Genomic DNA, 15,386 nt, shown 5'->3' with positions numbered 1-15,386 from the left:
TATAGGCTGCCTTCAAATCTTCAGCCCCGTCACCGACAACAATTCCTCAAGACGGAGAAGGCAGCGATTGATTACATCTCGGCGCGCCGTAAAGCTGCAAGCGGACTTTGTGGATCAAACTCCTCCTGTTCGTGCACGAGTCCTGCCTGCTCAATTAGCGAAGCGAGCTCTGCGATTGCGCTCTCCGTCATATCGCCACCAACGCGATTTGCACGCTGCGCTTTCGAACCGACTTGCCAAAGAAGGTCTGTATTCATCATGTGTGGCTGCAAGCTTACTCCGATCGATGCAAGATGTTGCTCGATATAACGGAAGATGCGCACACCGCCCCCATCCATGTCTCCCCAATGGTAGGCCGGTGCGCAAGCCTGCCCCGTTAGCCTCACTATCGTCTCCAACACGGGCCGCGACGGGAACCCGCCTGAATAAATCACCAGTCCATTTTCGCTTTGCCCGATCTCACGGACATACCGAACAAAGGAGGCAAAATTCTCGATGGTAAGCAGATATTCCGGCCTCTTATAAAGGTTTACGCGCCCCGCGCATTCGGCAGGCACGCCAACAAAAGGCATTTTCGGAAACGGCTGCTCATCTAGCGAGACCGCGCCACCAATAAGAACAGGTTGGGGAAGTCGTTTTATCCCGACGCTGGCGAGAAGCTCCTCCGCATCCAGCGCGGCTTGCACTTCGTTTAATGAAGAAAGCCGCGAGATTGCGGACGCAACCGAGGTGAGATTGCTTTCGAGCGCTTTACTATCGCCCGATATAAGTCTGGAAAAACTGCGAAAATCGACGTCACCTGCGGAGGGTTCAGTAAGCCGTGCAGATATTGCGTCGGCAAGACGCAGGACTTGATCGAGTGTTCTACTCTCCCCCGGTGCAATATTCATATACGAACATTTGCGGCCCCAAGCGAGGGCGGCTTCATCGATCAGCAATGCAGTCTTACCTGGAAGGTCTTGCCGAGCGCGAAGTGTCGCTAAAGATGCCATCGCAAATTCCTGGGCTGGCCGCCGCTCAGTCTGTCGATAAAGCACTTCGGGATTTCGAAGTTTCACACTCTTTATCGAGCGCTCCCATTTCTGGCCGGTCCAAACAATCTCCAGTCCACCTTCCTTCTCCAGGAGGGCGAGAGCTTCTTCGAACGCATCACTCGCATTAACGGTCAAGCTATCCTGATCAATCGCGGCTATCCAACGGCTCGCATCCGGGTTCTTCTCGTATCCGTCGAGCAGGTAGTCGATCAAGGATGCCAAATTGGAAAAACGGCGGCGGCTCATTCTGCAGCCTGGGCCTCCGCATTCAGGCGCATAGCCAGCTCTTCCTTTGTTATATATTGCGGATTAGCCGCGCGCATCTCCTGACGAACCCGATCTTTTATCTTGATGGATTCCGCCATCGAGACATCACCGCTACGAAATATATCGATGATGTAATTCAGATTCTCATAGACAACGGCACGCTTCTCGGTCGGCGCGGCGATGACGACCTGAAGTCCGATATCGCGATAGAAATTCAGTAGCGTTCGCTGGTTCGGCCCGTCCATCTTGCTGAACGCCTCGTCAAACACGGCAAGCCCCATGCCGATCCCGGTATTATCCTCTGACTGCCGCGCGCCGTGATAGGTGACAGAAAGTGCTGCGCCAATCACCACATAGAACGGCACCTGTCGTTCGGCCCCGCTTGCGACCCCGCGTCGCCGGTCGAAACTCGTTGTGCGATCGGCTGCAGAATCATATATTTTCAGATCGTAGGTGAAATAGTTCTGATACTCCTCAAACACCGTAAAATCGAAGGTGTCGTCCGCCAGCAATTGCTCAACCTGCCTTATGGCCCTGCCATGTCGTTCATCTCGAGGCGGCACCTGCCCAAACAATGCATCGAGCACGCTGTCGTCGGTTTCGCTATCACGCACGAGACGATAAATATCCTCAAATTCCTGCTTGATCGAAGCCTTGAGGCTGTAGGCTTCGTTATTGAATGGACGCGACCGGAGCGCTTTCGCAAGCCTCTCCATCTCGACCTCCATTTGCCCGAACCGGCTGTTCAGCTCATGAATGAACGTGGTCTTGAATAGCAGGGTGACGCGGCTTGCCGCTTCATCCGCTTGCTCCCGGTAGCGGATAAGCTCGTTGCCTTGAAGCGTTGCAATGCCTTCCAGAACCCAGGGTTTGACCGTTTCGACAATCAAGGCCTGAGCGTAGCCCTCCAACGGGTCTGGAAACGCCATGGCATAACGTCCCAATGCGTTTCTGATACTCCCCCGCAGTTCCTGATATTCATCCTTTGCCTGACTGGCGCGGTTCGCCATATCTTCTGCAATTTTACGGGGCGAACGTAAAGCGTGCTCACCATAACGCTTCCGCACAGCCTGAAAGTGCAATACCGAACGAATTTCGTTTTTGAATTGGCGACGGCGGTGAGACAGACAAAGCCATGAACCGGGGTGCTCATCGGAACCTTTCAACTTTTGCGCGATCTGCTGAAGTTCTGATGTCACAGACGCACGTGTGGTGATGAGTCCGTCACGATCGTCCTTCAGGCTCTTGATCGTGCGCAATACACGCTGTTCGGCCTCAATAAGCTGCGGATCGACCTGCGCGCTGATCCTTCCAAGACGCTGGCGGGCCTCGGCGCGCCTTTCGGCAAGGTCACTATAGGTGGATGTGATGGCCTCCAGCCTGTCCTTTTCATCAACCGGCTCGGCGCATTGTTCGAGTCGACGCAGAACATCGTCAAAAAAGCGCTCTCTGTCATAATGGACTTGCCGCAGGCTGGTGTATTCACGAATCCGCTGTTGCAGCGTTTCGATCATGAGTGGCGCGGCAGCGCGCCCGATCTTCACGCCCTGGGCACGCCGCACCTCCGTGACGAGGCCATCATAGTATGCCCCATCGGCCATGACCGCCCGACCTCCAGAAAGAAGTTCGTCCTGGTTCGAGGCAAGGCGAACGTTTCCAACCCTGAAAACCACGAATGCCATCACCAAAGAATCGTCACTATGGATGATCGAAGCCAGTGTTCCGCGCTCGGGCGCGTTTGAACGCGACTGGAGTTTGCGAGTATTCGCGACCCGGCAACCCGGATAGTCACCTCTTCCGCGCCTGAGAATTTCGGTTGCTCGATAAGCATGGTCAGGATCGACGATCACCGTTTCCCGGTCGCGGCCGAGCAATGCTTCGGCAGCACTACGCCAGTTTTCATCGAGAACCTCCGCGACCTCACAGAGCGTTCGAGGCCGCATCCCTTCACGGCGGAGGACATCCATGAATCTTATTGTTGCTGAATCAAGGAGCACCTGTCCCCCCAGCGCGGCGTCGAGTTGTTCGCTGTCCCGTTTTATGTCGCCTTCGACTATACGTTTCTGATAGATCGCTTCGTCGCGCTGCTGTGTGACTTTGTCCATGCGCGAGCGGGCTGCTTTTGCTACAGCCTCAAGCATCGTTTCCATGCCAGCAGGGTCACGGGGCCACTCGGGTGGCGTCACGCCCCGACTGGCCTCCTCGACCTGATCCAACGCACTGATCAACTCGCCGGGATTGATGATTGCCAGCCGGTCACGCAGCGTAAGCAGTTGTACGGCTCTCGCAGCAAAGAGATGCCTTCGATTAAGCCTATCCACAACGGTTGCGCTCTCTCGGTCAAGCTCTTTGATATATCTCTCGACCTCGTTTCTCTGGGCTTGCGCGCTGCTCGCTGCCAGTTGATCCTGTATTGCCTTCTGCGTCTGCTCTTCCCGCTCAATCTCCTCGTCGACACGGCTAAGTTCGGCCTCCGCCTCACGCAATTTATCCTGCTTCAGCCTTTTATCCGCAAGGTTGCCGAAAAGAGCGCTGATTGCTTCCCGGAGCAAGGCGGTCTTCTCGACGGCGCGGCAGGCCGCTTCTTCGTTCACAAGCTTTATGAATTCCTCGATCTGAAGACTGATTGCCTGCAGAGCCTCCAGACGCTCCTCAAGATTACCGATAGTCTTTTTGATTTCCTGATAACGCTTAATAGAATCCCTCAGCTCCCCTATCTTGATTGGGTTTGGTTCGAGAAGATGTTTTTTGACGAACTGTTCGACTGACGGCATGTCCGTAAAAGAAAGTGCCGCAATGAACGTGCGGATAAACCGCTCCGGATCACCGCGCAGCTTGTTCGTAAAGAGCACACGCATATATTCGCGAATAAATGTCCTTGCGTCATCGTGTGTATGAAGCTGGCCATCAGCCGCATTGCACGTCTGTTCCAGTCGCCGCTTCATCGCGCGCCATTCCGTCGGTCGCCGCACTCCGTCGTTCTCATCGATCAACATTCCGGAATCCAGACGAACGCCGTCCGCAACGAAACGGCCTACGATATCCGCCGTCTGCCCACGCATCGCTTCAATCGCCAATCCAAGCGTGACCGGTCGCCGTTGCCCGGCCGTGTCCTCAAAAACCAGCGCAATATAGCTCCGCGCATCTTGTCGAAGAAACGTATCGTCGTTGAGTTGCGCGAGGCAATATCCGGTCAGGGTACGTTCCGACCGTTGGCCGCCCTCGCCGGCGGATCGATTGAACTTGTAGAACCGTGACGAACCACCGGCCATAACCGCCTGGATCAGATCGATGATCGTCGATTTGCCCGCCGCGTTCCTTCCAAGAATCGCGGCATCGCCAGCCAGATCAAGATCGGCGCACGCCATAAGATGCCAATTGATCAGGACAATCCGCCTGAGTTCTATCACGATACGACCTCCGCGGTTATCTGCTCTTTCGCCTCAGGAGGAGTAGCGACAACGCCGGACAGAAGTGCTTCCAGCGACGCCACGAAATCGTCTCCAGCCACTGTGGCGACAAGTGCACGGATATCGAGATCCATGTCCTGCATTTCCGTGTCGAGTGCGCCCAATCGGACCAGCGCGCGCTTCTCCAGCATTTCGAGCACCTCACGGAAAGCGTTTGGAGACAAACTCGCCCGACGTGCACCAGCGACAATTTCCTGATAGGCCGCATAAGCTTCGTTCAAGCTCGTCCGTGCTGTGCCTTTATCTTCGATCTCCCCGAGCTGCAGTGCTTCCTCCCAGAGACGGCGCAATATCAGCAGCACTACGGTTTCGTCGGTACGCATTCGCGGCAAAGATATCCGCTCCGGATCCGGCAATATTCCCGCCCATCCTTCGGTTTCGCGATGCACCAGACGATATCCGGCGACGTCGAAGTAAGCCTCTATCAACGCCTTCAATTTCGGACGAAATAACGTCTCCAGAAGCGTGGCAGAGCCGCGATCCTCTACGTGCACGAACTGATCGCGCATCAGATGCGCTATCAGTTGCGTAACCCTTTGGGAGTCCCGTGCATTGGTCTCTTCCAGCAAGGCGAACTCATGAAGCATGGCCCATCTCCAATGCAATGCCGCCGTCGAGGCGTTTGACGATAAATCCCGGGGAGTCCAGCCAATCATTGGAGATGTCCCGCGTGTTGTCATGAATGAACTCGAAGCGGTTCCGCATCGCGATCGATAGTGCAGAGCTGTCATCCGTGCCGAGGCCGCTGGCTACAAGCAGCCGCAAAGCTTCGAACACAAGAAAATCGTCCGCAGTCTCGATGATCAGGGATGCACCATGCACCTCTCCATACGGCGGCACCTGTCGCTCCAGAAACCGGCTAACCTTTACCGGTGAGATGATCAGACGCTCAAGATATTCCTTGTCCAACAGCCGGCGGTATTCCGCGATTGGATCGGGCGGAGCTATTGAAATATCGCCCTCCGACAGGGTGGGGCGTGCGCCGCGCGGCTTCGCCAGCAGATCTGGTGCAACAACAGGTGTCCGTTGCTCAAGCGACCCTCGAACTTCCACTTCACTGCCGGGATACGACATCACCTCATCCAGCTTCTGGATAAGCCGCTCGCTACGCTGAAGAAAACTGGTGCGCCTGCCAGCATATCGAACCACGTTGCGCAGCCTCGTCTCAAGCCGCGTGCGGTGCTGCTGAATGGCCTCGAAAGCTTCCTCAATTCGTTCAAACACGTGACGAATACTTGATATGTCTTCATAGACCAGATCGCGCGCTGCCGCAGCGTTCGGCGCCAACCTTGCTTCAAGATAGGCATCAGCGATGGCATCCGTATCGATGCTGGAATCTTCAAGCCTTTCCAAGGCGGTTAAGATCGCACGGCGATGGCGATAAGGATGAGCATTGGTCGTAATTGCGGTATAGTCCCGCAGAAGCACCTGCTCGACAAATTCCTCGAAATAATATCGCAGACGATCGGCGAGCGTATCAGAGGAAAGAACCTGGCGGTCGATATCCCTAAGTGCCGAAAGCACGCTGCGAAGATATCGTCCGAAAGCCGCCGCATCACGCGCCGCCTTGTTCAAGCCCAGTGCATTTTCCGCGGGCTTCTCCTCAACCGCGCGTATGGCGTTGCGGACCTCGATTACGAGACCGCCGAGTTGCTCCACAACACCTTCCTTAAGCGAGCATAGGAACTCTGCCAGGCGCATTGCACCCGACGGCATTTCCACGGTCGTTTTTAGTCCGTAACTGGCCTCATCCAGCCAACCGGTCTGGAGCATTCGATTGTAAATATGACGACTGCGACTGATGGCAATTCCTGTTGCTTCGTCGTTCACACCTTCGACGCGACGTCGTCGCACTCGCCGACCCGTTCGCACGACGAGACGATCGAGATCAACAGCAACTTCTTCCTCCGCCCACAGGCCGGGCTCTCGACCGAGGCAATCGTAGATGACATTCACGACCTCGGCTTGACTGGGAAAAAGTAAATCCGATCGGTAAAGGTTCCTATAGACCGAGAGTACTACCCGTTCATAAAGCACACGATTGGCACCCGCGAAGAGTGTAAATATCTCCGGCTCGAGCTGCCCAAACAGCCGTGTGGTAGATTTTTCAACTGAAGATGTAGAACCGCTTTCTGCCAAGACGTCCCCCTGTCCTTGAGAAATTTCGGCAAAAAAAAGAATACGTCAAGGGTAGATCGTCACGAAATCAATCATAAATGGAACTCGTTAAAGTTGCCGACAGATAAACTCCAATGGGTCTGGCTGTCGGAAAGTTCTGATTCCAAGCGTTGGCTCCAGCGAACCACACATGAATACGGCCTCGTCGGATGTCGAAAAATAGAGAATTCGAGAAACAATCCAGCTAGATGCGCGATCAGCGCGAGGGTAATCCCGCGCTGATCGAACTTACATCATTTACCCGGCAGGCTTTTGATCGCATCAAACACGCGAGCCGTATAGGTCAGCGCAGCGCCGGCATTAAGCGAGATAGCCACGCCGAGGGCCTCGGCGATTTCTTCTTCGCTGGCACCCAGTTCGATGGCCTTCTTGGCATGAACGGCGATGCATCCGTCACATCGCGTCGTGACCGCAACCGCCAGAGCAATGATCTCGTGCATCTTCGGCTCAATCTTGCCGGTCTTGTTGCCGCTGGCTTCCATGATGTTCAACCCGCGAAGAACATCGGGGCTCAGCTTTGCGAAATCGCCGACGCGACCGATCAGGGCGTCGCGGTATGAATTCCAGTCCTGCATGTTGCTCATGAAAGCCTCCTACTGGCGGCCGGCGGTGACGCCGCCGTCTACGGGAAGAATCGTGCCGGTGATCCATGATGCCTGTTCGGACGCCAGGAAAAGGATCGCTTCGGCGACATCGCGCGGCTGGCCATTGCGACCGAGCGGATGGAAGGCATTAAAGGTCGGTAGAACCTGTTTGACCTGATCGTCCGACAGGAAGGTGTTGTAGACCGGCGTTTCGACAACGGCCGGAGCGACGGCATTGATGCGGATATTATAGGGCGCAAGCTCTATGGCGAGGTTGCGAACCATGGCGTGGACGCCGGCATTGGCTGCGGAATAGGCTGCGGATGGCGTCGCACCGATAGCCTGGATCGCCCATAGGGAACCGGTCTGGACGATCGCGCCGCCCTTTTCCTGCATCGCCTTCGCGGCAGCCTGTGCCGTGAAAAACTTGCCCTTCAGGATCGTGTCCAGATACCAGTCGTAATCCGTCTCGGTCAGTTCGAGAAATGGTTTCGGATTGAAGACGCCCGCATTATTCACCAGAACGTCGAGCTTACCGAACCCCGAAACCGCAGCATTGATGAGCGCGGCGCCGGTCTCCGGCTTTGCGATGTCGCCTGCAGACACGATGACGTTCTTGCCGCTCGGATCGATCTCCTTCGCGGCAGCCTCCAGTTTTGCCAGATCGCGGCCATTGATGGCGACCTTTGCGCCCTCCGCCAGGAATCGGGCCGCAGCTTCCTTGCCAATGCCAGAGCCACCACCGGTGATCGCAATAACCTTGTTTTCAAAACGCATTCTCTGTCTCCTTTTTACCTATCTAACGTTAGATAGACAACTTACTTATGGATTGCACTTCGCGGATGCAAGCCCTATCTAACATTAGATAGAGAGGATTTTGAGAATGACCGATACGACAGGCGCTATTCTGGATGCCGCGGAAAGACGAATTCGAAGCGGCGGCTACAGCGGTTTCAGCTTCAGGGACGTGGCCGCAGATGTCGGCGTGAAAGCTTCTTCCGTCCACTACCATTTTCCGGCGAAGGAGAAGCTCGCCGCGGCTGTGGCCAAACGTTACACGGACCGCTTCATGGCTGCCGTGGACGCCGAGATCGACCGGGGAACGGGTGCCATAGAAGCCTGGAAACGAACCTTTTTCATCGCTTTGCGGCGTGACGGGCGCATGTGTCTGTGCGGCACGCTGGCGGCGACCTCAAACGACCTGCCGGAAGATGTGCGAATGGAAGTGAAACGTTTCTTCCTGCTGGGCATCGAAAAACTGGAGGCTGCCGGCCTAGGCAGAGATAAGGCGTTTCATGCGCTGGCGACGCTGGAAGGCGCGATGCTCATCGCAAACGTCCTGGAGAACCCGTCAATATTCGAGAATGGCAGCGCTGCCCTCGTATGAGAGCATGCGCCGGCCAGGGAGGAAAGTCCGCCATGCAGAAGAAAGCGCCGGTCTATCTCAATGCGCTACGCGCCTTCGAGGCCAGCGCCCGGCACGGCAGTTTTTCCGGAGCGGCAGAGGAACTCAACGTTACCGCGGCAGCGGTAGGCCAACTTGTACGCGGACTTGAAGAGTGGCTCGGCATGCCGCTGTTCCATCGCAGCACCTCGGGCAAAACCCGGCTGAAGCTGACGGAGCCGGCGGAAAATGCGCTTCCGGACATTCGCGCCGGTCTCGACCGGCTCGGCATCGGGCTGCAGCGTCTGCACGAATCGACGACAAGCGGTATCCTCAACGTCACCGTTAGTCCCGCTTTTGCAGCCAAATGGCTGATGCCTCGGATCGACCGTTTTCAGGCTAGATGCCCGGACACGGATATCCGGATCGAGACGAGCCTGAAACTTGCCGATTTCAAGGCGCAGAGCCTCGATATCGGCGTGCGCTACGGCGACGGTACATGGCCGGAGCTTATCGCCGAGAAACTGATGGACGAGGATGTTTTTCCCGTTTGCTCGCCCGATTTTCACGCCGCACATGATCTGGCGTCACCACAGGAACTTCAAAACGCGCCTCTCATTCATGATCTGTCCGTTGACCCTTCGGTGGGTTTCATTAGCTGGCCGGCTTGGCTAGAGGCTGCGGGCGTCGCCGGGCCGCCGCCACAACGGGGCATGAGGATCAACAACTCGGCCGCTGTGCTGCAGGCCGCGATAGAGGGACGAGGTATCGCCCTGGCGAGAAGCATTCTCGCCCATGACGATCTCGCCGCCGGCCGGCTACGGAAGCTTTTTCCCAATATCCGGGTGGCCTCGAAACTGGCCTATTATGTTGTCTACCGAACAGAATATGCCGCGCTGCCTAAACTGAAGGCGTTCCGCGATTGGCTATTCGATGAAGCGCAGGCACGTTTCATATCGTGAGATAGTTTTTCTTTCCCGCAACGAAGAAAGTCTCATTTGTCCAAGGAGCGACTTCCGTTGAAGTTTGCGCATGCAAACTGCTGACGGCCGCCGGCCGTGCGCGAACCGAAAGGGAAATCATGGCCTACCTCGAAATTACGCTTCAAATCAAGGAAAGCGACCGCGCCGCTGCCGCGAGCATCTATCAGAAATACAAGCAATCATTCCTGTCTGAGATCGCCGGAGCCACATCCAAGGAGTTGTTGATCCGCCCGGATGACGTCCAGGTCCTGCACGGCTTCAACACGAGCGACCACGCGAAAGCCTATCTCGAGAGCGCAATGTTCAACGACGATGTCGTGACAGGATTGAAGCCCTTGCTTGTGGCCGCACCTGAAATCCGCATCTACGAGGTTGTCTGAGGGCTGGCCTAGTGCTGACTTCAGGTTCCAGCAATCAGATGATCCCTATCGGCACCAAACACGTACTCATTGTCGGCGGCGGACTTTCCGGCCTGGTGACGGCCTACAGGCTGCATCGGGCGGGCCTGCCTATCTGCCTGATCGAGGCCCGCAGCCGTCTCGGCGGCCGCATCCTGTCGGCGGGCGAGGACAACCGCCCGTCGGATGACGGCCTCGACCTCGGACCGTCCTGGTTCTGGCCGGACATGACGCCGGAGATTTTGCCTCTTGTCGATGAACTCGGGCTGACATTCGTTCCGCAATACACCGACGGCTTGATGCTTTTCCAGCGCTCGCAAGGAGGAATGCCAGAGCGCTATCCCGCGTTCCGTCAAGAACCATCATCAATGCGGCTGGCGGGCGGCACCGGCGCAATGGTCTCGGCGCTGGCCGCTCGCCTCCCGCAGGATTGCCTGCACCTCGAATCGCGGGTTACCGATATCGCCCGCACGCAGGCCGGCCTTGCCGTGATCGTTTCGACGGCATCAGGTGTCGAAACAATCGAAGCCACACATGTCGTCTTCGCATTACCGCCGCGTCTCCTTGAAGCCACGGTGGAATTCTCGCCACCGCCCCGGAACGCGACACGCGCCCTGTGGCGAGCCACACCGACCTGGATGGCCCCGCATGCGAAGTTTTTCGCCGTTTACGAGCGGCCGTTCTGGCGCGAAGCCGGCTTGTCAGGTGCTGCGCAAAGCATGGCCGGACCGTTGGTTGAAATCCACGATGCGACGACGGCGTCCGGCAAGGCTGCGCTTTTCGGATTTGTCGGCATTCCCGCCCGGAGCCGGACGCAACTCAATGAAAATGCCCTGCTTGCCGCCTCCATCGCCCAACTCGGCCAGATATTCGGTGCGGAAGCCCTCCATCCAATTGCCACGCTTTACAAGGACTGGGCAATCGACACCCTGACCGCTACGGAGCTTGACCTAACGGCGGCAGGACATCCCGCCGGCGGCCAGCGCGACTGGGTCGATGCTGACTGGAGCGAGTGGATTACCCTCTCCGGCAGTGAAACCTCAGCCAATTCGCCCGGCTATCTGGCGGGAGCCATTGAAGCAGGCGAGAGGGCCGCGGCGAACCTTATTCGCTGCAATTCAGATGTCATTGAACCTGCCTCACCGAAAGGGCAATAGCTCATGAAATCCACCTATAAGGCCGTGCAGATCTCCAGCCCCGGAAAGTTGGAAATTGTCGAGCGGCCGACGCCCTCACCGCCGGCTGGCGAAGTGTTGATCGCCGTGGAAGCCTGCGGCATCTGCGGTGCCGATGCCAGCGACATCGATCGCGCCGACCCGGCGCTTCAGCCGCTCCGGGTGCCGGGTCATGAAGTCGTCGGACGGATCGTCGCTCTCGGCGCCGATACGCCGGCGATCTGGAAAATCGGCCAGCGCGTGGGTGTCGGCCGTCTCGGCGGCCATTGCAACGAATGCGACCAGTGCCGGCGCGGGCGCTTCAATCTCTGCCGCAACCAGCCCGTATTGGGATCGTCAAGGGATGGCGGCTATGCGGAGATGATGACGGCCAGGGCAACCGGGCTTGTATCGATCCCCGACGATCTTTCGTCGGAGGAAGCGGCCCCCATCCTTTGCGCCGGCATCGCCACCTTCAATGCGCTCAAGAAAAGCGGCGCGGAAGCAGGCGATACGGTGGTCGTCCTCGGCATTGGCGGCCTCGGTCATATGGCGTTGCAATATGCCCGCAAGATGGGATTTCGTGTCGTCGCCATTGGCCGCGGTGCGGATATAGCCGAGGTCGCGCTCAGCCTTGGCGCTCACCGATACATCGATACAAATGCCGAAAGCGCGGTCGACATCCTCCGCGGAATGGGCGGCGCAAAGGCGATCCTGACAACGATTGGCAATGTTACAGCGGTCGCCGATCTCATGTCCTCGGTGGCTCCCGGCGGGCGTCTTGTCGTGCTCGGTATCGGCAAGGACCCGCTTCCCGTTTCCACCGGCTTCCTCGTCGGCGGCGAGCGCGGAGTGATCGGCTCGATCACGGGCTCTCCCTTCGAAAACGAAAAGACGCTGGATTTCAGCGTCCTGACCGGAATTCGGCCGATGATCGAAACCATGCCGCTGGAGCGCGCTCCCGAGGCGGTGGAACGCATGAGATCCGGCGATGTCCAGTTCCGGATGGTGCTGACCATGGGAGATCGGGCCGATGCTGATCAATGAAGACCTGACCGTCCCCGTCATCGTCCACGCATCCAGGCTGGACTGGATTCCGAGCCCGGCAGCCGGCGTTGATCGACGGATGCTATATCGCGTCGGAGCGGAGGTGGCGCGAGCAACGTCGATTGTACGTTATGCACCGGGCAGCGCATTTCCGCGCCATGTCCACGCCGGCGGCGAGGAAATATTGGTTCTCGAAGGCGCATTTCAGGATGAGCACGGCGACTACCCGGCCGGCACCTATTTCCGCAACCCGCCGGGCACGTCCCATGTGCCGGCATCCATCAACGGCTGCACGATTTTCGTTCGCCTCTGGCAATTTCGTGAAGGCGATGACGTGCAGATCGTCCAACAAGCGGGAGATGGTGTTCAAGGCACCGCGCGCAGCGAAAGCATATCCTCTCGGATACTGTTCGATGACGGTCACGAGCGCGTCTGCATCGAACAATGGCGCCGGAACACACAGGTCCGCGTCGAAAACCCTTCCGGGCTGGAATTTCTCGTCATTTCAGGGAGCATGATCCGGGACGGAGAAATACTGTCCTCCGAATGCTGGGGGCGATTGCCGGCCGGAGCGGATATGGACGTCACCACCGGTGCCGATGGCGTGCGGATATGGCTGAAGCAAGGCCCTCTCCTGCATCCTGACGTGTTGCGCATGCCGGAGTAGGCGCATCGACTGCCGCCACATATGAATAGCTCGATCTGAAGGAATATGACGAATGAACATCGTCAAACCGACCCCCTGCAAGGACGCAGGTTCATCGGAATACAAAACCATTGCCTCAAGAAACGTCTGGATATTGACGGCGGCGCAATCCCTTGGCGGGGCCAACTCTCCCATCGTCATTTCGCTGGGAGGGCTGGTCGGTCAGCAACTGGCGTCGCACCCGGCTGCCGCTACCCTGCCGGTCAGTCTCCTCAATCTCGGGCTTGCTGTCGGAACGCTTCCGGCGGCTGCCATGATGCTCCGGTTCGGCCGCAGGGCGGGTTATCTCCTTGGAGCAATCCTTGGCATCGCAGCCGGTCTGGTGGCGACGGCCGGCATCGTCCAGTCCAGTTTTGCGCTCTTTTGCATCGGCACCTTCCTTGCCGGCTTTTATAGCTCCTACGTGCAGAGCTACCGCTTCGCGGCTACGGACGGTCTCACAGGCGCCGATCGCGACAGGGCGATCTCCCGTGTGATGATCGGTGGCCTGATCGCGGCCGTAATCGGACCGCAACTGGTGATCTGGACGCGCGAAGCTTTTCCGGGTCATTCTTTCGCGGGCAGTTTTCTCAGTCAGGCGGTGCTGGCCGGCCTTGCCATACCGGTCCTGCTATACCTCCGCCGCCCGCCCCTTTCGGGACTGACAAGGGCCGATACGACAGGCGTCCGTCCGCTCTCCGGTATCCTGCTTTCGCCGCGCTATATGCTGGCCGTGGCCACAGGTATCGTGTCTTACGGGCTCATGACCTTTGTCATGACCGCCGCCCCGATGGCGATGGTGGGCCATGGTCATTCCGTCGATTCCGCTGCCCTCGGCATCCAATGGCATGTCCTGGCAATGTTCGGGCCCAGTTTCTTCACCGGTCGTCTGATGGCCCGTTTCGGCAAGGAGCGGGTTGCAGCCGTCGGCCTTCTATTGATCGGCATATCGGCCCTGATCGCACTCGGCGGTCTCGACATCGCGCATTTCTGGGGTTCGCTGATCCTGCTGGGTATCGGCTGGAATTTCGGCTTCATCGGCGCCACGGCCATGGTCGCGGATTGCCATACGCCGGCGGAGCGCGGTAAGGCACAGGGCGCAAACGATTTTCTGGTTTTCGGAACGGTCGCCTGCGCTTCGTTCTTCGCTGGCTCGCTTCTCTATAATTCGGGATGGGGCAGCATCAACAGGCTCGTCCTGCCCGCCGTTGCGATCATTCTTGTACCTTTGGTCTGGCAGGCCGCCCGACTGAAGAAGAGCCGATAAACAGAGCGACAAAAGATGACATCCATATCGATCTGGAGATTGGCGTTGGTTTTCATTGCGACATTCGTCACGACAGCAGCGCCCGCATTCTCCTCGCCATCCGAAGCGAAATCGCTTTGTTCGAAAAGTGAAGCCCTGACCGTGCAACTACCGGATCCCGCGTCGAGCCGCCGCTACGAGATCTATATCAGTCTGCCCGCAGATTATTTGGAGCGTCGAGAAAGAAGCTATCCCCTCGTAGTCATCGCCGATGGCGGGCGCGCCTTTCCAAAGTTGAGCTGCGACGCCCGCCTGCTTGCAGAAAACAGTCAAGTCGAGGAGGCCGTTGTCGTCGGCCTTTCCTACGCGCTCGGCGAGGCGCTTGAGGACAGCCGCCGTCGCGACTACACGCCTGTAACGCTCCCGGGAAGCGGCAGGATTTATGGCGGCGCGGCCGCCTATCAAAACTACCTGCGCGACGTCGTCCTGCGTTATGTCGAGGATCGCTACCGGATTGCATCCGGTCGCCGCATTTTCTGGGGACATTCCTATGGAGGGTTGCTGGGTGCCCATATCCTCCTGACCGAACCTTCGCTTTTCCAGACTTACATCCTCGGCAGCCCATCCTTTTGGTTCGCCGACGAAGTAATCTACAGACTCGAAGACGACTACGCCAAAAGGCGCCACCAACTTAACGCGCATGTACTCTTCTATGTCGGGGGTCTTGAGACGTCTCGCCACGATCCTGCGCGGAAGGGAAAGACGAACGACATGGTGGCCGGCATGCAGAAGTTCCAGTCCCGTCTTCGCTCACGCGGCTACGGGGGATTGAATATGTCCTCGAAGGTCATAGAGGGCACGGACCATATCAGCGCCGTAAGGCCGGGTTTCATGTGGGGACTCCAGGCAACACTCGGCGACTGAACTTCCCGGTTGCGAAAACGAGCGTCCGGGTT

General features: G+C 57.7%; 14 protein-coding genes. 8 read left to right on the top strand and 6 right to left on the bottom strand.

All coding sequences use genetic code 11. The features are described from left to right. Window positions 1-71: 71 nt before the first annotated feature. The 6 genes from DXT96_RS16905 to DXT96_RS16880 all read right to left on the bottom strand — a co-directional run bounded on the left by DXT96_RS16905 (window position 72) and on the right by DXT96_RS16880 (window position 8,310). A complete protein-coding gene (locus DXT96_RS16905; protein WP_153515650.1) occupies window positions 72-1,280 on the bottom strand; it encodes a Wadjet anti-phage system protein JetD domain-containing protein in 1,209 nt (402 codons plus the stop codon). After that, window positions 1,277-4,711 carry an SbcC/MukB-like Walker B domain-containing protein gene (locus DXT96_RS27420; protein WP_153515649.1) on the bottom strand — a complete coding sequence of 1,145 codons (3,435 nt, stop codon included), beginning with the start codon at window positions 4,709-4,711 and terminating at the stop codon, window positions 1,277-1,279. Before DXT96_RS27420 ends, DXT96_RS16905 begins: the two co-directional genes overlap by 4 nt. Beyond that, complete coding sequence (locus tag DXT96_RS16895) at window positions 4,708-5,358, bottom strand: DUF4194 domain-containing protein (protein WP_194287662.1); 651 nt, start codon at window positions 5,356-5,358, stop codon at window positions 4,708-4,710. The genes DXT96_RS27420 and DXT96_RS16895 overlap by 4 nt, the downstream gene beginning before the upstream one ends. Next, on the bottom strand, window positions 5,348-6,910 hold the full coding sequence (locus DXT96_RS16890; RefSeq protein ID WP_210251591.1) for a Wadjet anti-phage system protein JetA family protein: 1,563 nt from the start codon (window positions 6,908-6,910) through the stop codon (window positions 5,348-5,350). The genes DXT96_RS16895 and DXT96_RS16890 overlap by 11 nt, the downstream gene beginning before the upstream one ends. A gap of 272 nt (window positions 6,911-7,182) precedes the next feature. Then, on the bottom strand, window positions 7,183-7,533 hold the full coding sequence (locus DXT96_RS16885; protein WP_371418902.1) for a carboxymuconolactone decarboxylase family protein: 351 nt from the start codon (window positions 7,531-7,533) through the stop codon (window positions 7,183-7,185). Between the two features lie 9 nt (window positions 7,534-7,542). Continuing rightward, complete coding sequence (locus tag DXT96_RS16880; protein ID WP_153515647.1) at window positions 7,543-8,310, bottom strand: SDR family NAD(P)-dependent oxidoreductase; 768 nt, start codon at window positions 8,308-8,310, stop codon at window positions 7,543-7,545. Between the two features lie 106 nt (window positions 8,311-8,416). Here DXT96_RS16880 and DXT96_RS16875 point away from each other — a divergent pair, with 106 nt between their 5' ends. The 8 genes from DXT96_RS16875 to DXT96_RS16840 all read left to right on the top strand — a co-directional run bounded on the left by DXT96_RS16875 (window position 8,417) and on the right by DXT96_RS16840 (window position 15,354). Continuing rightward, window positions 8,417-8,920 carry a TetR/AcrR family transcriptional regulator gene (locus DXT96_RS16875; protein WP_153515646.1) on the top strand — a complete coding sequence of 168 codons (504 nt, stop codon included), beginning with the start codon at window positions 8,417-8,419 and terminating at the stop codon, window positions 8,918-8,920. A 32-nt stretch (window positions 8,921-8,952) separates the two neighbouring features. Next, on the top strand, window positions 8,953-9,879 hold the full coding sequence (gene gcvA / locus DXT96_RS16870; RefSeq protein WP_153515645.1) for a transcriptional regulator GcvA: 927 nt from the start codon (window positions 8,953-8,955) through the stop codon (window positions 9,877-9,879). Window positions 9,880-9,998: 119 nt separating this feature from the next. Continuing rightward, a complete protein-coding gene (locus DXT96_RS16865; RefSeq protein ID WP_153515644.1) occupies window positions 9,999-10,280 on the top strand; it encodes a hypothetical protein in 282 nt (93 codons plus the stop codon). Window positions 10,281-10,291: 11 nt separating this feature from the next. Further along, entirely contained in the window at window positions 10,292-11,455 is a 1,164-nt protein-coding gene (locus DXT96_RS16860; protein ID WP_371418901.1) for a flavin monoamine oxidase family protein, read from the top strand. A gap of 3 nt (window positions 11,456-11,458) precedes the next feature. Then, window positions 11,459-12,499 (top strand): alcohol dehydrogenase, encoded by a 1,041-nt coding sequence (locus tag DXT96_RS16855; RefSeq protein ID WP_153515642.1) that lies wholly within the window; start codon window positions 11,459-11,461, stop codon window positions 12,497-12,499. Continuing rightward, complete coding sequence (locus tag DXT96_RS16850) at window positions 12,486-13,166, top strand: cupin domain-containing protein (RefSeq protein ID WP_153515641.1); 681 nt, start codon at window positions 12,486-12,488, stop codon at window positions 13,164-13,166. The genes DXT96_RS16855 and DXT96_RS16850 overlap by 14 nt, the downstream gene beginning before the upstream one ends. 52 nt (window positions 13,167-13,218) lie before the next feature. After that, window positions 13,219-14,451 carry an MFS transporter gene (locus DXT96_RS16845; RefSeq protein ID WP_153515640.1) on the top strand — a complete coding sequence of 411 codons (1,233 nt, stop codon included), beginning with the start codon at window positions 13,219-13,221 and terminating at the stop codon, window positions 14,449-14,451. 45 nt (window positions 14,452-14,496) lie between these two features. Next, window positions 14,497-15,354: an alpha/beta hydrolase gene (locus DXT96_RS16840; RefSeq protein ID WP_194287661.1), complete on the top strand. Its 858-nt coding sequence runs from the start codon at window positions 14,497-14,499 to the stop codon at window positions 15,352-15,354. Window positions 15,355-15,386: the final 32 nt, after the last annotated feature.

It is taken from the genome of Agrobacterium sp. ICMP 6402 (assembly GCF_009498615.1).
Classification (GTDB): Bacteria; Pseudomonadota; Alphaproteobacteria; order Rhizobiales; family Rhizobiaceae; genus Agrobacterium; species Agrobacterium burrii.
Note: the sequence above shows the minus strand (reverse complement) of the source record. Positions and strands in the feature narration are given on the sequence as shown.